Origin of the sequence: Oceanococcus sp. HetDA_MAG_MS8 (assembly GCA_019192445.1) — a bacterium.
Taxonomy (GTDB): Bacteria; Pseudomonadota; Gammaproteobacteria; order Nevskiales; family Oceanococcaceae; genus MS8.
Genome location: JAHCMK010000003.1, coordinates 285,400 through 310,743 on the forward strand (window position 1 = coordinate 285,400; position 25,344 = coordinate 310,743).

A 25,344-nucleotide genomic window follows, 5' to 3' on the forward strand; every position below is an offset into this window, starting at 1 on the left:
CAATGTCAAAGCTGCTGCTCTACCAATCGACTAGATGCGGCAGGGGTACTGGTTGCCCTTAAGCAGGTGCCGTCGCCGGAAACGGGGGGCCCTGCAAGCTATTTTCTGCGAGGCACATATTCCAGAGTTGCTCGGCCTCGCCCGGGTCTGGGCGAGTACGTGCCAAACGTACGATGGGCCGCTCGCGTCGATCACACCAGAAGGCTCCACTGGCATCTACGTCGCCGGCTACGGCCAGCCATACCGCTGTTTCTACGCCTTGCTCTGGGCTACGCAGTAGCGGTGACATCAGCGTATTGAAGCCGGGTAAGGACTTGGCCACGCCGGGTGTGGCTGCCCAGCCAGGGTGCATGGCGTTCACCTGGCGCTGCGGCCATAAGCGCGCCCAAATTTGGGTCAGCATGACCTGCATGCGCTTGTGCTCGGCATAAGCCTGGACGCCCTTGTAGGCGCGGCTGCGATATTGAGGGTCGGCCAGGTGAATGGCCGCACCATACATGCCCCCGGAAGATACGGTAACAATGCGTCCCTTCTCACGCAGGAGCGGGGCTATGCCCAGAGTGAGCCTGAAGGTGCCTAAGACGTTGATGGCGAAGCTTTGCTCCAGGCCCGCAGCTGTATCAATGCGCTTGCGATTGAGCACCCCAGCGTTGTTGATAAGGGCATCCAAGGGAGCGCTCTGCGCGAGTTGAGCCAGGGCATCGTCAACACTGTCCGGCTCGGCCAGATCGCAGTGAATGACCTGCAGGCGGGCACCGGGATACTGCTCGCCAAGCTCCAATTTGACGTTTGTGGCCGCATCAAGGTTTCGGCAAAGCATGGAAACCGTCGCGCCACGCTCGGCGAGCATGGCTGTGGCGGCTTTGCCCAAGCCGGAATTGGCCCCGGTAATAGCAATATGCCGGCCGTGTAAGTCGCATGGTAATGGCTGAAAGTGCTTCTTGCGTAAGCGGTAGCCCAGGCTGGTGTAGCCGCCGAGCAGGCTGGCATCGAGCCAGCGATCCCAAAGCGATGGTTGCATGCTTAGCCTTTAGGGTTGAAATAGCCGGATAAGGGCATGTCGCTACCGGCATCAAACCACGTGCGAATCAAATGATGCGAGAGCGTGAATGGCGGCGGGATATGTAACTCACCGCTGCGAATGCCCTCGGCAATATCGGCGCGGCTGAACCAGTCCGCGGCATCGAGTTCGTCTTGGCTGGTTTGCGGTGCTTCGCCCTCAGAGCTGGCGATAAAGCCAAGCAACACGGAGGCAGGGAAGGGCCAGGGTTGGGAGGCAATGTAGCGCGTGCCCGTGACTTTGACCCGTGCCTCCTCCCAGATCTCCCGGGCGACACAATCTTCGATGGTTTCCCCGGGTTCGGAAAAACCAGCGAGTACCGAGTACAGGCTGGTGGGCCACTGCGGTTGACGGCCTAGCAAGGCGCGATCCTGAGGGTCAGTGACCAAGCAGAGCATGGAGGGGTCGCTGCGTGGGTAATGTTCGACCTTGCAGTCGTTGCAGTAAAGCACGTGGCCAGCCGATTGGGCTTCGGTGCGGGCTCCGCAGCGCCCACAGTGCCGATGCTGCCGCTGCCAATAAATCATGGCGCGGGCATAACCAAGTAGTGCGGCGTCATCACCACTCAGAATTGGCACAGAGCCGCGCAGGTCGGCGAACTGTAGCCGTTGCGCCAAGTTATCGTCGGCACTGGCATCAAAGCAGAAGACGGCGCGATTATTGTCAAGACGCAGGCCGAGAAAAATCGGTTGAAGGGGCTCTTCCTCCAGGTCTTCGAACCGCAGGAACTGTGGTCTTCCGTCGCTAATGGCGCTGCGATAGCGCCAAACCGGCAACCAGTCGGCTTGCGCGTAAAGGCTCTGAATCCAGTTGGCATCCTTGCGCTTTTCGCTGGCACGGTCGAGGGGGGCGCCACGCAAACCAGGCGCACTTTGTGGGGGGTAAGGCTGCATCCGTAGTTGAACGTCCGAATTCCAGGGCTGGCAGCATCGCAGATGCGTCATGGCCCGCGCAATGCAGGTAATCTGTTTGCACTCGTGTTCCTCGCCGCTTGGTAGCCCCCATGCCCTCAATCATCTTGGCCTTGAGCTTGATCCTGACCAGCCTGACCGTGTCCGCGCAGGCTCCTCTGGTGAGTCTGCCGGCACCCGACACGGCCGCCATTGACGCGGCTCGTGAGCGCCTTCGGCCGTTCATTTTTGCCGTGCCGATTGAACTGGGATGGGATATCGCTGCCTTTGGCAGTTGGTCCGAGCGCAGCACACAGCGCACCTGGTCAGCTGAGCTTTTTGCCGACCAGGCCAGCTCGCTCTCCTTGCACTTCAGTCGCATGCGCCTGCCCGAGGGCGCAACCCTCAGCGTCTTCGATATGGATGGCGCGGTGATTGATCGTTTTGACTCCGCAATCAATGCCCGTCAGCAAGTCTGGTCCTCACAAGGGCGGGGTGATCGGCTGCGGCTGGAGTTGATCGTGCCAGCGGGAACTGAGCTTAATGAGCTTGATCTCGTAGTCGGCCGTGCTTTCTACGGTTTTCGCGGAGTGGATGCCTTCATGGGCTACGCGAATACAAAGAATGCCGGCTCGTGCAATATCGATGTTGCTTGCAGCCAAGCGGATCCATTTTCCGACCAGGTGCGCTCCACCGTTTTGTTGTCAATTGATGGCTCTGGTTTGTGCACCGGGAACCTCATCAACAATACCGCTCAAGATCAAACACCTTTTGTGCTCACTGCGGATCATTGTGAGATCGACAGTGTAAATGACGAGTCGGTGGTCTTTTATTTTGATTATCAGCGTCAATCTTGCGAGACTGGCCGCGACTATGACTCGCGGGAGCAAGTGTCATTGGGGGCCTTGCCTCATGTGAACGGATCACAGTTGCTGGCGGATCGTGCCCGTAGCGATTTCACCTTGCTCATAATGGGATCTGCCAATGCGCCGGCAGCCATTCCGGCAGAGACCGACCCTTATTGGATTGGTTGGACGCGGTCGGTCACACCCGCCACGGCAGGCGCCGGTGTGCATCATCCCAGTGGGACGGAGAAATCGATCGCGCTGTTTTCCACCCCCTTAGAAGCCGCGGAAATTTGCCCTATTGGACAGCCTAGTTGTAGCGATAACGAGCGGGTCTCAGTGTGGGTGGTGGTGTGGTCGGATGGCACCACCGAGCAGGGATCGTCGGGCTCAGCCATTTTTGGTGATGACGGTTTGGTGCGCGGCGCCTTATATGGAGGCGGCGCCTCGTGTTCCTCGCAGGATTCGCCAGACGTATACGGGCGTTTCGATGTGTCTTGGGACACGGGCAACGGTCCCAGCGAACAATTACGCCCCTGGCTCGACCCCGTCGGCTCCAACCCGACCAGCTTGCAAGGTTTGGACAGCAGCGGTATGCAGCCCACGCCGACTCCAACGGCCACACCAACCCCAACGGCCACACCAACGCCTTCGCCATCTCCCACTGCAGCGCCCACGCCTACTCCAGACCCTGATTCTGGAGGTGGAAGTTCGGGGTCGCTGCAATGGCTGAGCGTTTTGCTGTTGATACTGCTGGGTTCGTATAGCCGGCGGCGCGGCGGCTGAGCGGAATTGAAGCGTGGCTCGGTGAGGGGTGGAGGTAGCTTTGCCTCAGTGATCTGCCTTTGACCTTCGTCATGCCAATGTCAACTGGCATGGGTCACAATGGGGTTATGAGCACCAAATCCGTCCCACCACTAGAACATTTTCTCGACCCGGCCAACTTTCATAATCGGGAGTTGTCCTTGCTGGAATTCAACCATCGCGTGCTCGCCCAGGCTCGCGACGGTCGGGTGCCGTTGTTGGAGCGGCTGAAGTTCTTGTGTATTTCCTGCTCGAACCTGGATGAGTTTTTCGAGATTCGGGTGGGTGGCTTGAAGCAACGCCTGCGGGCTGGTGCGACGGCTGCGGGCGTGGAGAGCCGATCTCCACAGGAAATTATGGATGCGGTGTCAGTGCGCGCTCACCGTTTGGTGGCCCAGCAATATCAAACGCTGAACGACATCCTCATTCCTCGTTTGGCTGAACACAAAATTCGCTTCCTACGGCGTTCGGTCTTCACGGCAAACCCGGTTTTGGACGAGTGGTTGCGGGCCTACTTTCGCCGCGAGGTGCTGCCTATTCTTTCGCCAATGGGGCTGGATTTGGCGCATCCCTTCCCGCGAGTGTTGAACAAATCGCTGAACTTCATCGTGTCTTTGGAGGGTAAGGACGCCTTTGGACGGAACGCCAATATGGCGGTCATCCAGGCGCCGCGCGCCTTGCCGAGGTTGATTCAGGTGCCGCCCGAAGTGTGCGGCCGGCCATATGACTTTGTGTTCTTGTCGTCGGTCATTCACGCCTACGTGAATGAGTTGTTTCCGGGGATGGATGCCACGGGTTGCTATCAATTCCGGGTAACCCGCAACTCCGATTTGTTCGTCGATGAGGAAGAGGTCGACGACCTCATGGATGCGCTGGAAGGGGAGCTGGCGTATCGGGATTTTGGCGATGCCGTTCGCCTAGAAGTCGCCCACAATTGTCCGCAGCGCATGACCCAGTTCTTGCTGGAAGTGCACAAGCTAGAGCCCAGCGCTTTGTTTCAGGTGGATGGGCCAGTGAACTTGAATCGGCTTATGAAGTTGGCCGACATGGTGGACCTGCCGGAACTGAAATACCGCAACTTCACGCCGCACACTCCTCCGGCCCTGCAGCGTGGCACCGATATGTTTGCCTCCCTGCGCAAACAGGCCGTTCTGCTGCACCACCCCTACGATAGCTTCGCGCCCGTGGTGGACTTTCTGCGCATGGCAGCCAAAGACCCCCATGTGTTGGTGATTAAGCAAACCCTGTATCGCACCGGGGCCGATTCTTCGGTCGTGGAAGCCTTGGTGGATGCGGCGCGAGCCGGTAAGGAAGTCACGGTGGTCATCGAGCTGCGGGCGCGCTTTGATGAGGCCGAGAACATTGACCTGGCCGAACGGCTGCAAGACGCTGGCGCCCATGTGGTGTATGGCGTGGTGGGGCATAAGACCCACGCAAAGATGATCTTGGTGGTGCGCCGTGAGGGCGAGGGCTTGCGTCAGTATGTGCACCTGGGCACGGGCAATTACCATCCGCGCACGGCCCGTTTGTACACCGACTATGGCCTGTTCACCGCAGACCCTGAGATCTGCGATGACGCGGGCAAGGTGTTCATGCAGCTCACCAGCTTAGGTAAGCTCACAACCTTCCATAAGTTGCTGCACTCGCCATTCACCCTGCACAAGGGCGTATTGGCCAAAATTGACCGTGAAGTGCAAAACGCTCTGGACGGCAAGCCAGCCAGAGTGATCCTCAAGATGAACCAATGCGTAGAGGCTCAATCGGTGGCAGCCCTCTACCGCGCCGCCACAGCTGGGGTGCAGGTGGACCTCATCGTGCGTGGTATGACCACAGTGAAGCCGGGAATTAAGGGGGTTTCAGAAAACGTCCGCTTGGTTTCCGTTATTGGTCGCTTTTTGGAGCATACGCGCACCTTCTACTTTGAGAACGGCGGCAACCCCGAGGTGTATTGCTCCAGCGCCGACTTCATGGAGCGGAATTTCTTCCGCCGGGTGGAGGTCATGTTCCCTATTGAGGATCCGCGTAGCCGGGACCGGGTGGTGCGCGAGCTCAAATTGTATTTGGCTGATGAGTCTCAAGGCTGGCTACTTCAGCCCGATGGCAGTTACGAACGTATTGAGCCCAAACCAGGCCGCCGCAAAGTCCGCGCGGCACAAACACGGCTGCTAGAGGCGAAACGACGCTAAGGTAAGCGGGCCTTTGCAGGCTCTGATTAACGTGGTTTTTTTAGCCACAGATTGGCGCAGATTGCCGCAGATGGGGTCTGTGGATTTCCAGGAGTTGTCACACTGGAAACGACGGCGGCTCCGGGGGGTTGCTAAGTGACGCGCAGCGTGCGACATCCACGAAATTCTGTGAACATCGGTGCCCATCTGTGGAAACAAAATACCTGCAAGAATCTGTACCAATCTGTGGCAACAGTGCTATTGGTTGAGGGTGTTCTTTAGCCGCAGATTGTCGTAGATGGGTTTCGTGGGTTCTGGGGCGTCATGAGACTGGAAATGAGGGCGGCTCTGGGTGGGGTGCTAGCTCAAGCGCGGTATGAGGGCGCCCCATGAATCTGTGTGCATATGTGACCATCTGTGGAAAAACTCCATACAAGAATCTGCGTCAATCTGCGGCCAGGGTGCTGTTGGTTGAGGGTGGTTTGCTGTCAAGAACTTCGCCATATCAGTGTGGTCAGTCTTTAGACGCAGAGTGGCGAGCGATTCCGCATCTTTGTTCGGTGCCGTAAACTAGGGTAGATATGTCGATAACGTTCAACAAAGCCCCACTCATAGAGCTAGTCGCCGAGTTGCGCTGGGAACCCCAGCTCTCCGTGGCTACCGATCAAGGAGGCAACCAGTTGCAGCTTCCTCGTTCGTTGTTGGACACGTCAGAGTTCGAGGAGTTTTTCCAGCGATTTGGCGGGGCTATTTATCAACATGGGTTCAAACAAATGGAGCGCCTCGTGCCGCATGGCGTGCCGTTGCCCCATGATCGTGTGGCTTGCCGATACAGGCATGAAGATCAACGAAACGTCCCGCTGCTTGCGCAAGTTGGCCCGTCAATATTCAGCATCAACGCCCTGCCGCCCTACAAATCGTGGACTGAATTTCGGCCTTGGATTGAAAAAGCGGCTGGCGCACTATTTGAAGCCAACGCCGGGATAAGCAGGCTGAGTGCTAGCGTTCGATACATTGATGCTTTTAAGGAACCTCTTTTGCAGGGGCGCAGTGCATCTGAGTTTTTTGAATCCGAGCTGGGATTTGCACTTAATTTGCCTGCTGCATTGACCCAAAGAAAGCGCACTGATGATTCAGTACGAACTGCTATCTCCACGAGTATCCCACTCGATGGGATGCAAATGACCGTGAAATTGGCTGAAGGCAAGTCTGCTGGCGAGTCGGTAGCAATCATGGACACTCTGGTGTCGGTCAACGATGAATTTGATCCCAATGTTGCCGAGATTCTCCAGGCATTGGATTCAGCGCGGTCTGTGATTCACGACACATTCATCGAACTGACGCAGGGCATTTCTGAACTGCTCGAACCTCAGGGAAAAGATGATGATTGATATGACGGCCCCAGACACAACGGCCATCAACAACCACTGGCAGACGGAACCGCAACTAAGCGTAAGTGCCGGGCTGCCACCGTCGGGATATTGGCCTAATTATCTGTCGGACCCTTTCAGCGTTTCGGCAACACATTTATTCGAGCAAGAACAGCTCCGAAGGAATCTTCAGGAGTTGGGAAGTCTTCCAGACGATTGGGATGGCGAGGGTGCTGTTGCTATTTCACCAAGCATTGTGGCTCGCGCTTGGTCATTGCTGTCTTCCGAGCTTTTGGGCGGCCCATCTCCAGAGCTGACGCCGAACTCTAACGGCACCATTACTCTTGAATGGAATCACGCGCACAAATTTCTTCATTTGGAAATCGGTGAACGAGACTTTTCCATTCTGGCTGGCCGTGAGGGGCGACCTGCAACGGGGGCGCAAGCAGAGGGGTTGCCACCATTGCATTTGCTCAGTTCGCTGATTTCAGCCGCTACGTCTTATTCTGCGACAAGTGCTACATCGGTCACAGCGGAAAAGATTGCTGCGTAATGTGCGACATTCCCATCGAGGTTCTCGATGACGAAAAAATCATTCGCACGATCAAAACGCCTCACCACATAAACAAAAAATTGAAACTCCGGCCAGCGGCTTTCAGACCACCACCTGAGCGTGATGACCTTAGTGTGATGCGGCTAGATCACATGGGCGCTGATGGTTGTAAGAACAAATCGAAGGAAATTGCTGGGGAATCGTATCTCGGACTCGCCGCTATCAATGCTGGGGAAATTCGGAAGACTGGGGCCTCTATTGAAGATTCCCGCCAAGGGCAGTTTTGTGGCCATGCGGATATTTCTCAAGGGATGTCGGCTCCTAAGAAAGGAGAAACCGCGCCTCCCGTTTTAGCGGAAAGGTATAAGGCGTTATCCGACGCTGCACGACTTTACATCGATGAAGAGCCTCAAGCTGACCATTGGACTGGTGGTGTCATCAGCTAGCAATTGCCTCTGCGTGGCAGATGTGAGAGCCTAGAAATCATGGTCAGAAGCAAGCTGCAACGCAGCTCCTACTCATGCTCTCTAGGCTCCCCAAGCAAAGGCCCTTGGGCAATACTGCACCTTTATTCCAACAATACTGCGCACTTCGCGTTTTAGCCGCAGATTTGCGCAGATTATCGCAGATGGGTTTTGTGGATTCCACGGCGTCGCGAGATTGGAAACGAGGGCGGCTGCGGGTGGGGTGCTAGGCCAAGCGCGGTATGAGGGCGCCCCACATATCTGTGTGTATCGGTGACCATCTGTGGGAAAAATCCACACAAGAATCTGCGTCAATCTGCGGCCACGACGCTTTCGGTTGAGGGTGTTTTATGGCCGCAGATTTGCACCGATCGTCGCAGAGGAGGTTGTGGATTCTGGGAAGTGGCGAGGCTGAAGAGGAGGTTGGCTATGCACAGGCAGGGTTTGCGGAGGGCATAAAGTCGGCTTAATGCCGGAATTGACAGCCAGACCTAGTCACACGATACTTGTGCAACATACTGTACAAGTCTGCGTTATGAGAGTAGTCAACTTTTCAGAGGCTCGTAAGGGGCTGAAGGGTGTTATCGACGCCGTCGTTGATGATGCCGATTACACGATTATCTCGCGCCGTGATGCCCCTGACGCAGTGTTGATGTCGCTGGATACCTTCAACAGCATCATGGAGACGGCGCATCTGCTGGGCACTCCTGCTAATGCAGCCCATCTGGCCGAATCAATCGCGCAGCACCGCCGCGGCGAGCTGGTAGACAAGCCACTGACGGATGATTGAAAAGCTCTCGTGGACGCCTGCGGCGTGGGCTGACTACGAGTATTGGCAGGCGCAAGACAGGAAAACCCTGAAACGAATTAACAAGCTGATTCGTGACACGCTGCGTGAGCCATTTGAAGGAATCGGAAAACCAGAGCCCTTGCGAGAGAATCTGAGCGGCTACTGGTCTCGTCGAATTGATGAGAAGAACCGACTTGTTTACGCCGTTGGCGATGGCGCACTCACGATTGTTGCCTGTCGCTACCACTACTGACGGCGAAGACCGCCTCAGGTACTACCAGACGCTCATCCAAGGACTCTGAAGAATCCATTTGCGCCGCTGCCTGTCGCAGTGTGGGCGTTGGTCCTGGGGCGTGGCGACACTGGAAATGACGGCGGCTCTGGGCGGCTGCTAGGTGACGCGCAGCGTGTGACAGCCAAAAGAATCTGCGCATCGGCGCCCATCTCCGGAAACAAAACACCTGCAAGAATTTGCGTCAATCTGCGGCCAAAGTGCTTTTGATTGAGGGTGGTTTTTAGCCGCAGACTTGCACAGATTGTCTTAGAGGGGGGTAGTAAGCTCTGGAGCGTCGCGAGATTGGAAATGAGGGCTGCTGCGGGTGGGGTGCTAGCTCAAGCCGGGTGTGAGGTCGCCTCACCGATCTATGAGCACCGATGCTGGTCGATGGAAATAAACAATCTGCGAGAATCTGCGCAAATCTGTGGCCACAATGCTTTCGGTTGAGGGTGTTTTAAGGCCACAGATTTGCACAGATCTTCGCAGATGGGGTTGTTGGATTCTGGGGCGTTGCGATACTGAAAATGGCGACGGCTCCGGGGTTGGGCAATCACCTTCGATATGAGGACGCCCCCCAATCTGTGTGCATCTGTGACCATCTGTGGAAAATACCCATAGACGAATCTGCAGCCAACATTCCGCTTGTTATCGCTAATCCGCGGCAAGAATCTGCCTGCTTGGCGAGGCCGCTTAGTTGGTGCTTTGGCGGGTGAAGTAGCTGTCGATGCCGGCTTCGGCCAGCTGTTCCATCACTTTGCGCACAGCAGCGGTGTTGGCTTGAGGGCCAATTTTCACCCGGTGAAAACGGCCCTTGCCGGGGATGTCGGCGATTTCTACGCGCGGCGCCAAGCCGAGCAATATGAGGGCGACTCGGCGGGACTCTGCGTCTTCGGCGTCGCGGAAGCTGCCCGCTTGTACCCAGTACTGCTCACCTTGTCGCGGTGTTTTGGGTGTGGCCGTCGCAACGGGCTGACTTGCCGGCTTGTTGGGCCTCTGAGTGGGCACCGGGGTCGGGTCCGTGAAGGGGATGACTTCCAGATTAGGAAGCAACTCATAAAACTTAAACCGCGCGGGTTCTTCTGGCGGAAGCTCATTTGTTGCCACAGTCTGCGGCTGGGCGGCGTCTTGCGTGGGGCTCAGCTCTGAATCCCGAATGAGCCGTTCTTCGTTCTCGGGCATGGGCGTCAGGAACACGCTAGCCAACAGCCCTACACCAGCGGCCAGGGCTACCGCTGTGAGTACCCCAACTAGGGGGAAGCCTGCCTTAGCCTGCGTATGCGCGTAGTCCCGAGTCACGCCTTACATGCGCTCCGGTGCAGCCACGCCCAGCAGGTCCAGTCCATTGCGTAACACCGTAGCTACTCCAGCGGCTAAACACAGTCGGGCCTGTCGCTGTGCGGCATCATCCACCAAAAAGGGTACGGCGTTGTACCAGCGATGAAAGCCTTCGGCGACCTCGCGCAGGTAATGCACGATGATTTGTGGCCCCAATTGGCGGGCACTGGCCTGAATGGTTTCAGGAAAGCGGCCCAATAGGTTCAGCAGGGCGTTTTCAGTGTCGTCGCCCAGCGCATCGAGCTGCTGAAGGCCGGCTTGCGTGGCCTCTGGGTCTTGCGGGAACCGCTGCGTGGCTTGGCTGAGCACGCTGCAGACGCGTGCATGCGCATATTGCAGGTAGTACACCGGGTTGTCGGCACTTTGTTGGGTGGCCAAGGCCAGGTCGAACTCCAGTGTTTGATCATTGGAGCGCATCACGTAGAAAAAGCGCGCCGCATCTACGCCCACCTCTTCGCGCAGGTCTTCCAGGGTTTCATAAGTCCCTGCCCGCGTCGACATGGATACTTTTTCACCATCCCTGAGTAGGGAGACGAACTGCACCAGTTGTACGTCCAGCTTGTCGGCCTGGCCGGTTAGCGCTTGAACGGCGGCTTTCATCCGTGGCACATAGCCGTGGTGGTCGGCGCCCCACACGTCGATCAGCCGATCATAACCACGGCCAATTTTCTGCTGGTGGTAAGCAATATCGTTGGCGAAGTAGGTGGCGGCACCATTCGCTCTGAGCAAAACACGGTCTTTGTCATCCCCAAACTGGGTGCTGGCGAACCACAAAGCTCCGTCCTGTCGATAAGTGAGCCCAGCTGCATCGAGTGTTTTTAATGCCGCTTCGGCGCTGCCATCCTCGACCACGGCGCGCTCCGATGCCCAGGCCTCAAAATGCACGCGAAAACCTTCCAGATCGGTTTTGATGTCAGCGAGCTGTTCTTGCAGTATGTGATCAAGAACAAGCCGGTATGCGTCCGCGCCCAGCAATGCCTTTGCGGCGCTAATCAAGGCGTCTAGGTGCGCGTCACCATGTTCGTCGTCGTCCGCCGGGATGTCGCGCTGCTCGAAGTAGCCATTCAGATCGGCCACTAGGCTCTGTGCATGCTTCTGGCTCAGGCGCTCGGCCGAGGCGCCAATGTAATCGCCTTGATAAGCCTTGCGAGGGAAGCTCAGCTCCTGACCATGTTGCTGTAAGTACCGTAGCCAAACCGAGGTGGCGAGGATGTCAATTTGTCGCCCGGCGTCGTTGACGTAATACTCCGCATCGACATGGTTTCCAGCAGCTCGGAGTAGCCGGACCAGGCAGTCCCCGTAGGCAGCGCCTCGCCCGTGGCCTACATGCAAAGGCCCCGTCGGGTTGGCTGAGACAAACTCGACCAGCACCTTTGTGCCTGTCGGCGCAGCGTGACCGTAACGGCTGCCCTGATCGTGGATCTCACGAAGGACCTGGGTGCGAGCGTCGCTGGCCAGGAAAAAGTTCAAGAAACCAGGGCCAGCGATGTCCACCTGCCGCACTAATTCCGAGCTGGGCAGGTTATCAATGAGGCGTTGGGCTAGCTCGCGTGGGGCGCAGCCGGCCTGCTTGGCGCCAACTAAGGCGTGATTAGCCGCCAAGTCACCGTGAGCTTTGTCGCGCGTGTTCTCGATACGCGCTTGGGCGGGAGGACTCAGGTTAATAGCAGCAAAGGCCTGGTTCAGCAGGTCCTGCAGCGCATCTTTCATGGCGGCCGGGTTGGGGAAAAACCGCTATTGTAGCGTTTGCCTTCATGCGCTAGTGGCCCGCCAGGGTGAATGGCGCTTCCGGCGGTTTATAACAATCATGATCTGGAGGAGACCATGCGCGCGCTGTCCGCTCAGGATGCTGGGTTTTTATACCTGGAACGAAGCCACCAACCTATGCATGTTGGCGGCTTGCACCTCTATAGCTTGCCCGAAGGCGCGAGTGATACTCATGTGGCTGAACTGCTGCAAAGCTGGCGCGATGGAGGCTTCGCTCCACCATTCAACCAGAAGTTGGTATGGCCACTGCGCCGTTTGGGTCAGCCCGCGTGGGTGCGCGACCCTGACGTGGACGCGGAGTATCACATTCGCCACTCGGCCTTGCCGGCGCCAGGCCGCTATCGGGAAATGTTTGCGTTGGTCTCACGACTGCATGGCACTTTGCTTCATCGTGACCGTCCATTGTGGGAGGCCCATGTCATTGAGGGCATCGAGTCTAAGCAGTTTGCGCTGTACACCAAGATGCACCACGCCATGATCGATGGCATGGGTGGCATGCGTCTGTTGCAAAAATCGTTGTCCACCGACCCGGCGCAGCGAGACATGCCGGCGCCATGGGCGCGAGGGCGCGACAAGCGCGCTCGCTCTGATGCGCCATCGCGCGGCGCCTTGCGCAGTCTGGCCGAGCAGATGCAGGACACACTCGGGGCGATGCCAGGAGCTCTAAAGGGCTTGTACGCCTATGCGGACGCCATGCGTCGGCGCTCCGATGAGGGGCTCAAGGGGCCTATGCAGGTGCCGCTTACGGCTTTGAATGGTCGGATTGGTGCAGCACGACGCTTTGTGGCGCAATCTTGGAAGATTGAACGCATCAAAGCCGTTGGTCATGCCTTAGACGCCACGTTGAACGATGTAGTGCTTGCGATGTCAGCGGGCGCCTTACGCACCTGGTTGATGCAGCATGCCGAACTGCCCGAGGCTCCTATCTCAGCGATGGCCCCAGTCGCGCTCACTCCAAAAGATGCCGATGCGTATGGCAATGCGGTGAGTGCCATTTTTTGCTCCTTGGCAACGCATATTGCTGATCCTGAGGAGCGCCTGCGCGCCATCCAGCACTCGATGAATCAGGGGAAGTCTTTGCTACAGTCGATGACGCGCAGCGAGATTATGTTGCTGACTTCACTAGGGGCGCTACCTGCAGCGCTGCCTTTGGTTCTGGGTTTAGGCCACAAAATGCCGCCATTCAATGTGATTATTTCGAATGTGCCCGGCCCCAAAGATCGCTTGTACTGGAACGGCGCTCGGTTGGATGGGATGTATCCCGTTTCCATTCCCGTGAACGGCGTGGCGCTCAACATTACCGTGACCAGCTATGTGGACAGCCTCGATTTTGGCCTGATTGCGTGCCGGCGATCGGTGCCCAGCGCACAACGCCTCATCGACTATTTGGAGCAATCCTTAAGAGAGTTAGAGCAGCTCGCGGGTTTGGCGTAAATATTGCGTAAGCGGCCGACAGGAATTGACTTTTGTTAGAGAAGTCCCTAGTTTGCTGCGACTTGCGGCCGCATCGAGAACGGTGGTCTGCACACAATACTGATTCGATATTGCCATTCTGAGTCCGGGCTCTGGCTGAGCCTTTGGGGAGTTAATACATAATGAAGCTCACGTTATCTGCACGTGGAGCGCTTTGCCGGCGTATTGCTGCGGCTGCCTTAGGTAGCCTGGCCATCGCTCAAGCGCCCGCTTTTGCCCAAGAGGCCGGCGACGCCGTCAGCCTCGATAAAGTCGAAGTCACTGGATCGCGCATCCGCCGCTCCGACCTGGAAACCTCCAGCCCGGTGTTCACCATCGGCCGCGAAGGAATCGAACAATCTGGTGTGGCCACGCTTGGTCAGCTGCTGCAGGAAATGCCGTCTATTGCCGGCGCAGCCACCAACCCTCAGGTGAACAACGGTGGTGGTAGCGGTGCCAGCACAGTGTCGCTGCGTGGCTTGGGCAGTCAGCGCACCTTGGTGCTGCTCAACGGTCGCCGTTTGAACGCTACGCCTCAGCTGAGCGCCATTGACGTCAATGCCATTCCGGTGAACGTCATCGAGCGCGTTGAAGTGCTGAAAGATGGTGCCTCCGCCATCTACGGTTCCGACGCTATCGGCGGCGTGGTGAACTTCATCACCCGCAAGGATTTCCAAGGCACCGAACTGATGATGGGCATGGGCGAAAGCGCCCGCGGTGATGCTGGTCGTGACAATGTCTACGCAACCATGGGTGTGCCAACCAGCAACGGTATGGTGCTGATGGGGCTGACCTATGACCAGCAAGATGCTGTGTCTAGTGCAGATCGCCCCTTCTCTAGTTTCCCGCGTGCGCTGTTCAACGGTCAGGAAATTCAGTTTGGATCTTCGCGGGTGCCCAACGGCTACTACGACATTTCGCGCTCTGCGGCCCAAGCCGGTGGGGTGAACCTCGCTGACCCGAATTGTGGCGACGGTGAGCGCGTGGCTGTCACCCGCATTGAAGGCCAGGACGGTGGCGATTCTTCCGATTACCGCTGCTTCATTGGTGGTGGCCCGGGTAACGACACCTATAACTTCCAAACCGAAAACGTGAACGTGACCCCGCAGGAACGTTTCAGCGCCTTTATGTCGGGCAGCTGGAATCTGTTCCGCAGCGCTGGGGTGTTTTCAGATGTGGATTTCTTCGCTGATGTGATCGCTCAGAACACCACTGCGAACTTCCAGATCGCGCCAGAGCCCTTTGACGCCCGCGAGCCCTTCGCCAATGTCACTGCATCCGCAGACAGCATTTTCAACCCTTTTGGTGAAGACATCGACGACCTGCGTTTGCGTCTGCTGCGCGTGGGTAACCGTGTTGAGGAGTTCAGCACCGACAAGTTCTACGTAGCCACCGGCTTCAAAGGTGTTGTCTTCGACAACTGGTTCTTCGATGTGAACTACATTGACGGTCGCGACCGTCAGTCCACTGAAGCGTTCGGTGAGCTATTTACAACCCGCACTCAAGACGCGATTGGCCCTAGCTTCCGTGACGAAAACGGCACGCCACGCTGCGGTACACCGGATGCCATCATTGAAGACTGTGTGCCGGCTGACTTCTTCCGCGCCTTTGATCCGAACCGCGATAACCAAGCCGAAGCCTTCTCTCGCTTGGCTCCGCTGGTGAACGATCGTGCATCGACCTCGCTGAAGAGCTACAGCTTCAACATCACCGGCGATGCCATGTATTTGCCGGCTGGTGCCTTGGGCGTGGCTTTCGGTTACGAGCACCGCACCGAAGCGGCTGAAACCGTGCCTGATCCGCTGCGCGTATTTGGCCTTGTGTCCGGCAACCAGTCTGCTCCTGTGAAGGGCTCCATCAGCATTGATGAGTTCTACGCGGAAGCCAGCATTCCGCTGTTGGCTGACATGCCTTTGGCAAACTCTCTGGCCTTGAGCCTGGGCGTGCGCTACTCGGACTACAACACCTTTGGTGACACCACCAACGGTAAAGTTGGCATCGAATGGCGCCCAATTAGCAACCTGTTGGTTCGCTCGACTTACGCCGACGTGTTCCGTGCTCCGACCATTGCTGACCTCTTCGGCGGCCAGAATGACAGTGCTGAAACCTACGACGATCCATGTAACTTCGTGGAGACTCCTGAGGGCGCCGATCCGAACATCGACGCCGCCTGTCAAAACGTAGTGCGTGACGGTAGCTTCCAGCAGTCGGATAGCCAGCTGCCAGCCACCGTGGGTTCAAACCCCAACCTGCAGCCAGAAGAAGGCGATGCTCTGACCTTGGGCTTTGTGTACAGCGCGCCCTTCGGCTTTGAGCCTCTGACCATTGAAGTGGATGCTTTCCGCTTTGAGCTGTCGAACACCATCGGCACGGTTGGTACCAACATCCGTCTGCAGCAGTGTTTCGATAACGGTCTGTTCTGCGACTCCTTCACCCGGAATGATCAGGGTCAGGTCAACTCGCTGATCGACGTTACCGACAACGTGGGCGCGCTCGAAACCCAGGGTGTAGACATTGGCTTCCGCTTCGACTTTGGCCAAACCCAATTCGGCCGCGTGAGCTGGAACCTGGACGGCACCTACCTGCACAAGTACGACAACGAGCGTATTGAAGGCGACCCCACCACCTTGGTTGAAAACGCTGGTACCTTCACCGAAGCCTCTGCCGGAGGTGATGGGCACTTTGCCCGCTGGCGTGGTTTGTCCCAGCTGAGCTGGGGCCAGGATCAATGGTCCGCCGCATGGTTCGCACGCTACATTGGTGCGGTTGACGAGAACCCAGGTGATTTCGGCTCTCCGAGCAACGAAAACTTCGTCACCAGCCGGGAAGTGGGTGCGCAGATCATTCACGACATCCAAGTCTCTTATGCAATGCCGAAGTACAAAACCAAGCTGAGCTTTGGTATCGACAACGTCACGGATGAGCTGGCTCCGGTGATCTACTCCGGGTTCAACGGCTCCACTGACGTTCGTACCTACGACACCATTGGGACCTTTGCCTACTTCCAGGCCAAGTTCACCTTTGAGTAAACCTTTTGCTCTTCCTGCGTGGCGATAGCGCCACCAGGAGACAGTAGGCAAAGCCGCGCCTGGGCAACCAGGTGCGGCTTTTTTTATGCGTGGGTGCAAGTGAGGTCTGCTTGCGATATCCAAGCATCATAGAGGTCTGATAGGCTCCGCCCATGAACAGCTCTATTGCAGGAAACACCTCAGCCAGCTCCTGGAAGCAGGCCTTCGCTCACCGCAGCTACAGCATCTGGGAAGAAGCGGCGCATGCTATTAGCCATGGCCTGGCAGCTGTGGCCAGCGTCGTCGCCTTAACGGTGATGGTGGCCATGGCGACCTTGCATGGTGCCGTACAGCATGTGGTTGCAGTGAGTGTTTATGGTGCCAGCCTCATCTTGCTGTACACCGCCTCCACCTTGTATCACAGCATCCCCTTGCCGCGTGCACGCAAGGTGCTCCATACCCTGGACCACGCGGCCATCTATATTTTAATTGCCGGCTCCTATACGCCCTTCGCCTTGGTGGCACTGGATGACAGTAGCCGTTGGTGGCTACTGGGGATTGTCTGGACAATGGCCACCCTCGGCGTGATTTTTAAGCTGTTTTTCACTGGCCGTTTCGACAAAGTCTCTGTAGGGCTGTATTTGGCCATGGGCTGGCTGGTGGTGTTCTTCGCTGAGCCCGTCATAGCCGCGTTATCTGCTCAAGGCGTGATGTGGTTGGCTGCGGGCGGCGTGGCCTACACCATTGGCGCAGGTTTTTATTTGTGGCGCGGGCTCAAGCACAACCACACCATTTGGCATCTTTTTGTTGTGGCCGGTAGTGTTTTGCAATTTATGGCGGTCTGGACTGACGTCATCCCGCACGGCTGAACGCGAACCCCACCCCAACGCGCGTCGCTGAGCAACTATGAGCCGCTAGCGTCGACGCTTACGCCACCAAAGTGTGATGACACCGGCGGCGACGATGACCAAGAACCAGGGCCGCACATTGGTTGGCCCCTGCGGTGACCCTTGGGCCTCTTTGGCTGAGCTTGCAAGTGAAGTTAGCGACAGGGCCGTAGAGGCTTTCCGCCAACGGCGATCATCGCAGCGTAGCTGCTGACTGGGCTTGTCTCCGATTTCTATGCGTAGCGGTAGGTTGAGACCAGCAGGAAGGCGTAGTTCGTGGGCTGCATGACCGAGTTCCCAATCCAGATTGAGCTTCGCGGGCTCCGTCTGCAGTCGCCACTCACGGTCGCCGACAGCGGCAAGCCGCAATACCGGTAAGGTTGAACCCGCCTGCCATTGTCCACGCGACTTCCAAGCATCTCCTGGGTTGAGTCTGGAGGCCAGCGATACGGCCTCGAGAGTGGCTGGAGGCCGTGGTAGCCTGGCTCCCTGGATGCCATAGGGCCGTTGGACGCGGGCGGCTTTCCCACTGGGCACGCCGCTGGGAAACCAATGCATCTGGGCTTGCGTGTCTTGAGCACTTAAGGCAACCGCTAATGTCGAGGGTGTGACTTGGGTTCCCCCATCGATGTCGATTCGCAGCAAGGTGATGGTTTCAGGGTTAGCCAGCAGCGCGGTTTGGCCTTGCGCCCGAAACGGCAAGGGCCGACTCCATTGCTGGGCGTTGGGGCTACTCCGCAGCTGTACGCGAGATACGTCGATGTCTACTGGCAGGGTGAGGCTGATGACATCTTGGGGGTAATCCCGCAAATCCAACACCCAATCCGTCCAGGGCGGAAGGGCCTCTACGCCGGGCCCACCCTGGCGGACGAGCTTGCCACTGGCATCAAAGCGAGCCCGCAACCCGACGTTGAGCGGTACTACCGGAACTTGCACCGTTGTGGGTGTTGCAGCCTGTTGCGGCGTGCAAATCGCAAAGGCTTGCTCACGGCCTGCGGCATCAAGGATGCGCAGCTGTTCCAGGGCTTGCATGCCTAGTGACGTATAGAGTGACTCGTTTACGCTCAGCTTAAGCCAGCTGCTGGAGTCGTCGGCCACAGCTTCCCACTGCGCCCAAGCAGAGTTTGCAAACAACAGGCTCGCAGCTGTAGACGCGCAAGCGAGTAATCTCATGGGTAACACCTCAGGGTTAATCCAGCGACCAAGGGTCCACATCCACACTCCAGCGGACTTTTCGCGCCCAGTTGGCATGCTCTAACTCCTCACGAATGGTTGTCAGTTCGCGGCCCAAGAGGGGGCGTTGCGGATGGCGCAGCACAATTTGCGAGCGGAATCGCCCGCTGCGTCTAGCTAAGGCAATGGGACCCAGCATCTCGCAGCCCCACGGTCCAGCTAGGGCCTGCTGCCAATGCTGCCAAAACTGGTCCAAGCTGGCTTCCTGAGCCGCCTCGATACGAATGGCGGCAAGCTTAGAGTATGGCGGCCAGCCAATATCCTGACGTTCCTCAAGCAATAACTGGCTTAAGCGCTGGTAGCCACCCGCCAGCCAGGCTTGCAGATGGGGGTGACTGGGATTGCGCGTTTGAATCAGACACTGCGCATCCTGGGCTCGGCGCCCGGCTCTGCCCCGAACCTGGGTCAGCAGCTGTCCCAGCCGTTCAGTGGCGCGAAAGTCGGCGCTGTACAAGCCGCTATCGGCATCAATCACGGCAACCAAGGATAGATGGGGAAAATCATGTCCCTTCGCCAGCATTTGGGTTCCTACAACGATACGCGCTTGGTTGCTATGCAGACGCTCTAAGGCATCTTCCAACGCCCCCTTACGGGTGAGACTATCTCGATCAAAGCGAATGGCAGGAACATCCGGAAAATGCGTTTGCAGCGCCTCCATCACCCGCTGTGTCCCCCAGCCCACCGGTACTAACTCGGGATGCTCGCAGCTTGGGCAGCAGCTGGGCACGCGCTGCTGGTGGCCACAATGATGGCAGCGCAATTGGCCCGCCTGCCGGTGCCAGACCATGGCCACATCGCAGCGTCGACACTGCGGGCTCCACTGGCACTGCGGACAGTAAAGCAGCGGGGCATAGCCACGCCGGTTGAGAAACAAAAATACCTGCCCCTCGCCATCCAGGGTTTTGCGCATCTGCTGGCGGAGGATGGGTGATAAGGGCTCGCTGCTCGGCAGGCCTTGCATGTCGATCAGCCTGAGCTCTCGGCGGCCTTGAGGCCCGGCCTGTAACTCATGCTGGGTGTAGCGCCCTTGACTGACGTTGTGCAAGCTTTCTAGCGAGGGCGTCGCACTACCGAGTATGACCGGGGCTTGCTGTAACCAGCCCCGATAGACGGCGAGGTCACGACCAGAGTAGCGCAGGCCGTCTTGTTGTTTGTATGAGGCCTCATGTTCTTCGTCGACGACGACCAGGCCGAGTTGAGGCAGGGGGACGAATACGCTGGAACGCGTGCCCAGTACCAGCCCCGCCTCGCCATCACGGGCACGGAACCAGTGACGTAAACGTTCCTTAGGGCTTTGTCCCGAGTGCAACACGCTCACTGCGGCGCCTAGCCGCTGACTGATGCGCTCGACCATTTGCGGGGTGAGGGAAATTTCTGGCACCAGCATCAAGACCTGACGCCCTTGAGCAAGGATGTGCTGGGCCAGGTGCAAATACACCTCCGTTTTACCGCTCCCGGTGGCTCCCAGTAGAAGGTGGGTGGTGGGCGAGGCGGTGGTCAGAATAGCTTCGGCCACCTGTTTCTGGCCTTGACGAAGCGGTACCGGCGTAGCGGGGGAAGCCTGTGGTTGCGCCTGGTCTACGCTACGAATCCAGTCCAGCTCTTGCAGGCGAGCCAGTACGGCCGCCGGTACCGCAATGGCGCTGCGTGGTGTTGGCGCAGTCGCCTCTGCAAGCTGCTCAACGACGCTGCGCTGGCGTTGCCCGCGTACACCATCAGCACTCAACTGCGCACGGCCCTGTGCGGTTAAAACAAAGGCGCGTTCGGTCGTCGGCGCCCCACCGAAAACGCCGGGAGGTAGCGCCGTCGCTACGGTGAGCCCTAAGGGGTATTGGTAATGTTGGGCCGCAAAGCGCAACAACGCCATACTCTGCGCATCGACCAGGGGGCGCTCGCTGAGGATGCTGTGCACGCGACGTAGGCGGTTGGCGGGGACCTGGCTATGCTCGCTGTGGCCCACCACGATGCCGTTGAGCGAGCGGCGGGCGAAGGGAACCTGCACCGCATGGCCTAGCATCTCGCCAGGAGCATCTTCGGGGGCGAGGTAGTCGTAATAATCCGCCCCGGCGACGGGCAGGGCAATTTGCCAAATCGTCATTTAAGAGAGCTTAGGCTCTAGCCCGGATTATCCGTGAATCCGCGCGATGATCGCGTAGGGCATTGGATTCACACGGAATTTCGCAAGGGAGAGCATAACAGTGTCTATGGTTGACCGAGCGGAATTTCGTGTGGATTCAAGGAGCAAGCGAGGGCGTGTGGAGTTCATGAATAGTCCGGGCTACTGCTGCATAGAGGCGCATTGTGACTCATATGGCTATTCCCACTCGCCGCCGGGTGAGCAGTCTGGCCAGGGCGATCATGGCGGGTGAAAGCAATAACGACAAAGCAATAATGAGTACGGTGAGTTTGTAGGCAAAACTGCCAATGGCGCCTTCGGCGAGGCCCGCCGCCACCAACACAAAGGAGAACTCGCCAATCTGCGCGAGCATGGCGCCGGCCACTAAGCTGTGGCCCCAGGGCTTACCCAGCCAGCGAAATGCCAAGCTGTTGATCAGCCAGTTGATGATCAGCACCAACAGGAGCAGACTCAGCACCAAGCCGGCGTTATCCCGAATGAAGGTGAGGTCGACCAGACTGCCGATGGAGACAAAGAACAAGGCGACAAAAAAGGTGCGGAAGGAATCCAGCCTGGCACCCACCCAGCGTGTCTCACGGGCCACACCGATGAGCATTCCGGCGAGAAAGGCGCCCAGGGCTGCTGAGAGGTGGAATTGGTCAGTGAGCGTGGCGAAGCCTAAGAATATTGTCAGCGCTGCGAATACCTGCATCTCATGGTCTTGGTATAGCCGAGCGCCCAGCGGAAGGCGGATACGACGGGCCCGCGTTAGCCAGATTAAAAATCCTAAAGTTAAGAGCAGGCCGACGCCTTGCAAGGTCATGGTGCTGTGCGAGGGCCCATCTCCGGCCAAAATGCTGACCGTGATGAGCATGGGAACGATGGCAATATCTTGGGCGAGTAGCACGCCAATGACGTCACGGCCCAGTACCGAGTCGGTTTCGCCGCGATCTTCCAAGGTGGAAAGCACCACTGCGGTGCTCGATAAGCTCATTACAAAGGCCAGCAGCACGATACGAGGTATTGGCCAATCCCACCACCAGCCTACAAGTCCAACCAAGGCCAAGGAAATGAGAATTTGCGCCAGTGTCAGCGCAATGGTGCGGTTCCATTGGGCCAGCAATTTTCGCGGGTGCACCTTCATACCCACAAAAAACAGCAAAAGCATCACACCAATGTCACCTAAGCGGTTGAAAATCTCCGGAGACTGCAAGAGATCTAAGCCATGCGGACCACACGCAATACCCGCCAACAGATAGGCCACAACATGCGGCTGCCCGACCAAACGCAAAACCGTTCCCGCAACCAGCAAAACAGCGCTGGCGATGAGCAAGGGCAGCAGTACCGGATCGGAATGCATGGTGACCATCATCGCACATGGTTGCCCCAGATCATCGGCCATCGCGGGGCTAGCGCGATAGCTCCGGAAAATACGCGTCCGGCTTTCGAGCGTGCGCTCGCCGATGGAGCCGATGGACTGGAGTTAGATCTACAACTCACACGGGATGATGTAGTGGTGGTCTTTCATGATCACAAACTGGCTAAGCTGGGGCCGCAAACCCGGCGTATGCGGGACTACACATGGCCAGAATTGGTCTGGCGCGATGCCGGTATTTGGAAGGATGCTCGGTATAAGGGCACCTCGCTGATGACCTTGGAAGAGGTTTTGGCCAGCTGGGCGGGTACCACCCAGTTGTTGCTGGAGATCAAAGCCCATGGTCGCAATCGTCGTGGTAGTCACGATCGGCTGCTTGCTGAGCATGTGGCGCAGCTTCTGTTGACTCTGAGCGATGAGCGCTTAGCTAAGATCAAGGTGCTGAGTTTTTCTGACGATGTGCTCACCTCGCTGAGCCAGTTTTGTCAGGCAGCGGGTCGGCCTGTGCCGCAATTGGTGCGAAATCTGGTGAACCCTTCCGAACTGCGTAAGGTCACGCGTTTGCAAATGGCTCACTACAGCGCCATGTGTGTAGATATCAATGCCTTTGGTCCAGAGGATGTCGCGCGCATCCACCGCGCAGATCTGCCTTTGTACGCCTACACCGTCGACAGTTGGCAGCAAATTCAACATGCGCGAGCCCTGAGTTGTTGTCTACTCATTGCGAACGATCCTGGTCAGGTGCGTGAACGGGTGGCCGCTCTGGCTGCAGATAAGCGGGCAACGGCCTAAAGTTGTGGGTAGCGCCGTACTGTCGGCGCGTTGAGGAACAACAATTCGGGAGACAAATAATGAATAGACTCGGTGTACTTGCGACAGCGGCAGTTGCTTCTGCTGCGTGGGCAGCCCCTGCATGGTCCGCTAGCGACATGCCTCGCGCCTCTTTAGCGGGGTATGTGGTTCAGCAGGAGTTGGAATTCGGCCCTGGTGAGGTAGATGACACGGGCTTTGGTATCAAAGGCTGGGGTAGTTTGGGGCCCAACTTTTTTGCCCATTTTGAGTATCAGGATATCGGTGGCGATATCGACTCAAGCCAGTACCGTGTCGGCGGTGGCTACTGGGCGCCCTTAGGTGCCGGCCAGGGCTTTTGGCTGAGCGGTGAGTATGTGGACTATGACGGTCTTGACGGATTGGGCGTCCATTTGGGTGGCCATTCGCAGCTTTCCGAGGCGGTCGGGGTTTACGGTTCCTTGGGCTTTCTGGACCTGGAGGACGAGGACAACGGCGGCTTCGAAGACGACGGGCTGGAGTTGCTACTGGGCGCTGAAGTCGCCCTGGTTCCGGGTATGAGTCTGTTTGCGGAATTCCGAAATTTTGATGGTGATGTGGTTACCATTCAGGATCTGCACCTGGGATTGAACTACTACTTCTATTGAGTTTGCTTTGGCATCCCCACTCTCAAGAGTGAGGGCTTCAGTCCCCACAAAAAAGCCCCGGTAAGAACCGGGGCTTTTTTTGGCTCAGTGGCGGGCTCTAGTGGCCACCACCTTCCAAAGATTTCACGGCTGTGAGCATATCCACCATGACCTTCTGCGCATCGCCATAGACCATGTTGCAGTTGTCTGCATAGAAGAGCTCGTTTTCTACGCCGGAGTAGCCTTTGCCCTGGCCACGCTTGACCACATAAACCTGCTGAGCTTGGTCCACATTCAGAATGGGCATGCCATAAATGGGGCTGGACTTCTTGGTGCGTGCTGCGGGGTTCACGGTGTCGTTAGCACCGACCACGATAGCGACGTCGGCCTGAGCGAACTCTTCGTTGATGTCTTCCATATCGAAGATGATGTCGTAGGGCACGCCGGCTTCTGCAAGCAGCACGTTCATGTGCCCGGGCATCCGCCCTGCAACCGGGTGGATGGCGAATTTCACATCCACATCATTCGCTTGTAGCAGTTTCACGAACTCATACAGCTTGTGTTGGGCTTGGGCTACAGCCAGGCCGTATCCAGGGGCGATGATGACCTTGCTGGCATAGCGCATCTGAATGCCGGCGTCGGAGGCATCGGCCGGCTTCATGGAGCCTTCAATACCATCCTCTTCCGCTTCTGCGGCGCCAAAGTTCGAGAACAGCACATTGCTCACACTGCGGTTCATGGCCTTGGCCATCAGCAGGGTGAGCAGGGTGCCGGCCGAACCGACCACCATGCCGGCAATCATCAAGGCCGGGTTTTGCAGCACATAGCCCTCGAAGCCCACTGCCAAGCCGGTGAAGGCGTTGTACAGGGAGATCACCACCGGCATATCGGCGCCGCCGATGGGCATGGTCATCATCACGCCGTAGACCAGTGCCAGGCCGAAGAATAGGGTGAGTAGCCCCATGCTGACTTCGCCGCCGTTGAACACCGTGGTGCCGCCGATCAGTACCAAGACCAGTAACATGGAGCCGTTAACAGCTTGGAGGCCGGAAAAACGCCATGTTCCATTGACGCGACCGTCCAACTTGGCCCAAGCAATGAGCGAGCCGGAGAGGGATACCGCGCCGATTAAGCCGCCAAGCACAGCCAAGGTCAGGGTGACGCTGCCGTGGGCCTTATGGCCGAATAGCTCAATGGCTGCAATGGCTGCCGCTGCACCGCCGCCCATGCCGTTATACAAGGCCACCATTTGTGGCATGGCCGTCATTTCCACGGTTTTACCGCTACGCCACGCCCAGGTCAGACCCACAGCCAAGGCGATGGCGACCAAAATGATGTTGGTGGTGAGGTGCGGCTTGGCCGCTTCGTTAACGTCGAAGACATAGAGGAAGGAGGCCACGATGGCGACCACCATGCCCCAACCTGCCACGATGATGCCCGAGCGCGCTGTGACCGGGCTGGACATGCGCTTGAGGCCGTAAATAAAGAGGAATGCGGCCGCGAAGTAGGCGGCCTGAATGATGAAATCTGCGTTCATA

20 protein-coding genes are annotated in these 25,344 nt (G+C 57.7%); 12 read left to right on the top strand and 8 right to left on the bottom strand.

Going from position 1 to position 25,344, the window contains the following annotated elements:
- Positions 1-58: 58 nt before the first annotated feature.
- Both KI787_07160 and nudC read right to left on the bottom strand, forming a co-directional pair.
- Positions 59-1,021, bottom strand: coding sequence for an SDR family NAD(P)-dependent oxidoreductase (locus KI787_07160; protein MBV6629726.1), 963 nt, complete (start codon positions 1,019-1,021; stop codon positions 59-61).
- A gap of 2 nt (positions 1,022-1,023) precedes the next feature.
- Positions 1,024-1,953, bottom strand: a complete 930-nt coding sequence (gene nudC, locus KI787_07165; GenBank protein ID MBV6629727.1) for an NAD(+) diphosphatase — start codon at positions 1,951-1,953, stop codon at positions 1,024-1,026.
- Positions 1,954-2,063: 110 nt separating this feature from the next.
- Here nudC and KI787_07170 point away from each other — a divergent pair, with 110 nt between their 5' ends.
- From KI787_07170 to KI787_07200, 7 genes are all read left to right on the top strand, one after another.
- A complete protein-coding gene (locus tag KI787_07170) occupies positions 2,064-3,581 on the top strand; it encodes a hypothetical protein (GenBank protein MBV6629728.1) in 1,518 nt (505 codons plus the stop codon).
- 107 nt (positions 3,582-3,688) lie between these two features.
- Complete coding sequence (gene ppk1, locus KI787_07175; GenBank protein MBV6629729.1) at positions 3,689-5,785, top strand: polyphosphate kinase 1; 2,097 nt, start codon at positions 3,689-3,691, stop codon at positions 5,783-5,785.
- Positions 5,786-6,345: 560 nt separating this feature from the next.
- Entirely contained in the window at positions 6,346-7,155 is an 810-nt protein-coding gene (locus KI787_07180) for a TIGR04255 family protein (GenBank protein ID MBV6629730.1), read from the top strand.
- Positions 7,145-7,687 carry a hypothetical protein gene (locus KI787_07185; GenBank protein ID MBV6629731.1) on the top strand — a complete coding sequence of 181 codons (543 nt, stop codon included), beginning with the start codon at positions 7,145-7,147 and terminating at the stop codon, positions 7,685-7,687. The genes KI787_07180 and KI787_07185 overlap by 11 nt, the downstream gene beginning before the upstream one ends.
- A complete protein-coding gene (locus tag KI787_07190; protein MBV6629732.1) occupies positions 7,687-8,133 on the top strand; it encodes a hypothetical protein in 447 nt (148 codons plus the stop codon). The genes KI787_07185 and KI787_07190 overlap by 1 nt, the downstream gene beginning before the upstream one ends.
- Before the next feature lie 553 nt (positions 8,134-8,686).
- Positions 8,687-8,941, top strand: coding sequence for a type II toxin-antitoxin system prevent-host-death family antitoxin (locus tag KI787_07195; GenBank protein MBV6629733.1), 255 nt, complete (start codon positions 8,687-8,689; stop codon positions 8,939-8,941).
- Positions 8,934-9,194: a Txe/YoeB family addiction module toxin gene (locus tag KI787_07200; GenBank protein ID MBV6629734.1), complete on the top strand. Its 261-nt coding sequence runs from the start codon at positions 8,934-8,936 to the stop codon at positions 9,192-9,194. The genes KI787_07195 and KI787_07200 overlap by 8 nt, the downstream gene beginning before the upstream one ends.
- A 714-nt stretch (positions 9,195-9,908) precedes the next feature.
- Here KI787_07200 and KI787_07205 read toward each other — a convergent pair.
- Together KI787_07205 and KI787_07210 are read right to left on the bottom strand one after the other, a co-directional pair.
- Positions 9,909-10,514 carry an SPOR domain-containing protein gene (locus KI787_07205; GenBank protein ID MBV6629735.1) on the bottom strand — a complete coding sequence of 202 codons (606 nt, stop codon included), beginning with the start codon at positions 10,512-10,514 and terminating at the stop codon, positions 9,909-9,911.
- Positions 10,515-10,517: 3 nt separating this feature from the next.
- On the bottom strand, positions 10,518-12,263 hold the full coding sequence (locus tag KI787_07210) for an arginine--tRNA ligase (protein MBV6629736.1): 1,746 nt from the start codon (positions 12,261-12,263) through the stop codon (positions 10,518-10,520).
- Between the two features lie 114 nt (positions 12,264-12,377).
- Here KI787_07210 and KI787_07215 point away from each other — a divergent pair, with 114 nt between their 5' ends.
- The 3 genes from KI787_07215 to KI787_07225 all read left to right on the top strand — a co-directional run bounded on the left by KI787_07215 (position 12,378) and on the right by KI787_07225 (position 17,649).
- Entirely contained in the window at positions 12,378-13,754 is a 1,377-nt protein-coding gene (locus KI787_07215; GenBank protein MBV6629737.1) for a wax ester/triacylglycerol synthase family O-acyltransferase, read from the top strand.
- Between the two features lie 161 nt (positions 13,755-13,915).
- The gene (locus KI787_07220) at positions 13,916-16,801 is read left to right on the top strand and encodes a TonB-dependent receptor (protein MBV6629738.1); all 2,886 of its coding nucleotides are present in this window, start codon (positions 13,916-13,918) and stop codon (positions 16,799-16,801) included.
- Positions 16,802-16,953: 152 nt separating this feature from the next.
- Complete coding sequence (locus tag KI787_07225; protein MBV6629739.1) at positions 16,954-17,649, top strand: hemolysin III family protein; 696 nt, start codon at positions 16,954-16,956, stop codon at positions 17,647-17,649.
- 45 nt (positions 17,650-17,694) lie between these two features.
- On the opposite strand, the gene KI787_07230 is transcribed toward KI787_07225, so the two are convergent.
- The 3 genes from KI787_07230 to KI787_07240 all read right to left on the bottom strand — a co-directional run bounded on the left by KI787_07230 (position 17,695) and on the right by KI787_07240 (position 22,376).
- Positions 17,695-18,840 (bottom strand): DUF3999 family protein, encoded by a 1,146-nt coding sequence (locus KI787_07230; protein MBV6629740.1) that lies wholly within the window; start codon positions 18,838-18,840, stop codon positions 17,695-17,697.
- Positions 18,841-18,856: 16 nt separating this feature from the next.
- Positions 18,857-20,998, bottom strand: a complete 2,142-nt coding sequence (locus KI787_07235; protein MBV6629741.1) for a primosomal protein N' — start codon at positions 20,996-20,998, stop codon at positions 18,857-18,859.
- 208 nt (positions 20,999-21,206) lie between these two features.
- Positions 21,207-22,376, bottom strand: a complete 1,170-nt coding sequence (locus KI787_07240; GenBank protein ID MBV6629742.1) for a cation:proton antiporter — start codon at positions 22,374-22,376, stop codon at positions 21,207-21,209.
- Between KI787_07240 and KI787_07245 the strand changes: the two genes are divergently transcribed.
- Together KI787_07245 and KI787_07250 are read left to right on the top strand one after the other, a co-directional pair.
- Positions 22,371-23,183, top strand: coding sequence for a hypothetical protein (locus tag KI787_07245; protein MBV6629743.1), 813 nt, complete (start codon positions 22,371-22,373; stop codon positions 23,181-23,183). The genes KI787_07240 and KI787_07245 overlap by 6 nt on opposite strands.
- Before the next feature lie 137 nt (positions 23,184-23,320).
- Complete coding sequence (locus KI787_07250) at positions 23,321-23,827, top strand: hypothetical protein (GenBank protein MBV6629744.1); 507 nt, start codon at positions 23,321-23,323, stop codon at positions 23,825-23,827.
- A 97-nt stretch (positions 23,828-23,924) separates the two neighbouring features.
- Here KI787_07250 and KI787_07255 read toward each other — a convergent pair whose 3' ends face one another.
- Positions 23,925-25,343 (bottom strand): NAD(P)(+) transhydrogenase (Re/Si-specific) subunit beta, encoded by a 1,419-nt coding sequence (locus KI787_07255; protein ID MBV6629745.1) that lies wholly within the window; start codon positions 25,341-25,343, stop codon positions 23,925-23,927.
- Position 25,344: the final 1 nt, after the last annotated feature.

Bases quoted from the DNA above. Each gene is read 5' to 3' on its own strand.
- KI787_07160 (MBV6629726.1), bottom strand. From the start codon at position 1,021: ATGCAACCATCGCTTTGGGATCGCTGGCTCGATGCCAGCCTGCTCGGC.
- nudC (MBV6629727.1), bottom strand. From the start codon at position 1,953: ATGCAGCCTTACCCCCCACAAAGTGCGCCTGGTTTGCGTGGCGCCCCC.
- KI787_07170 (MBV6629728.1), top strand. From the start codon at position 2,064: ATGCCCTCAATCATCTTGGCCTTGAGCTTGATCCTGACCAGCCTGACC.
- ppk1 (MBV6629729.1), top strand. From the start codon at position 3,689: ATGAGCACCAAATCCGTCCCACCACTAGAACATTTTCTCGACCCGGCC.
- KI787_07180 (MBV6629730.1), top strand. From the start codon at position 6,346: ATGTCGATAACGTTCAACAAAGCCCCACTCATAGAGCTAGTCGCCGAG.
- KI787_07185 (MBV6629731.1), top strand. From the start codon at position 7,145: ATGATGATTGATATGACGGCCCCAGACACAACGGCCATCAACAACCAC.
- KI787_07190 (MBV6629732.1), top strand. From the start codon at position 7,687: ATGTGCGACATTCCCATCGAGGTTCTCGATGACGAAAAAATCATTCGC.
- KI787_07195 (MBV6629733.1), top strand. From the start codon at position 8,687: ATGAGAGTAGTCAACTTTTCAGAGGCTCGTAAGGGGCTGAAGGGTGTT.
- KI787_07200 (MBV6629734.1), top strand. From the start codon at position 8,934: ATGATTGAAAAGCTCTCGTGGACGCCTGCGGCGTGGGCTGACTACGAG.
- KI787_07210 (MBV6629736.1), bottom strand. From the start codon at position 12,263: ATGAAAGATGCGCTGCAGGACCTGCTGAACCAGGCCTTTGCTGCTATT.
- KI787_07215 (MBV6629737.1), top strand. From the start codon at position 12,378: ATGCGCGCGCTGTCCGCTCAGGATGCTGGGTTTTTATACCTGGAACGA.
- KI787_07220 (MBV6629738.1), top strand. From the start codon at position 13,916: ATGAAGCTCACGTTATCTGCACGTGGAGCGCTTTGCCGGCGTATTGCT.
- KI787_07225 (MBV6629739.1), top strand. From the start codon at position 16,954: ATGAACAGCTCTATTGCAGGAAACACCTCAGCCAGCTCCTGGAAGCAG.
- KI787_07230 (MBV6629740.1), bottom strand. From the start codon at position 18,840: ATGAGATTACTCGCTTGCGCGTCTACAGCTGCGAGCCTGTTGTTTGCA.
- KI787_07235 (MBV6629741.1), bottom strand. From the start codon at position 20,998: ATGACGATTTGGCAAATTGCCCTGCCCGTCGCCGGGGCGGATTATTAC.
- KI787_07245 (MBV6629743.1), top strand. From the start codon at position 22,371: ATGCATGGTGACCATCATCGCACATGGTTGCCCCAGATCATCGGCCAT.
- KI787_07240 (MBV6629742.1), bottom strand. From the start codon at position 22,376: ATGCATTCCGATCCGGTACTGCTGCCCTTGCTCATCGCCAGCGCTGTT.
- KI787_07250 (MBV6629744.1), top strand. From the start codon at position 23,321: ATGCCTCGCGCCTCTTTAGCGGGGTATGTGGTTCAGCAGGAGTTGGAA.
- KI787_07255 (MBV6629745.1), bottom strand. From the start codon at position 25,343: ATGAACGCAGATTTCATCATTCAGGCCGCCTACTTCGCGGCCGCATTC.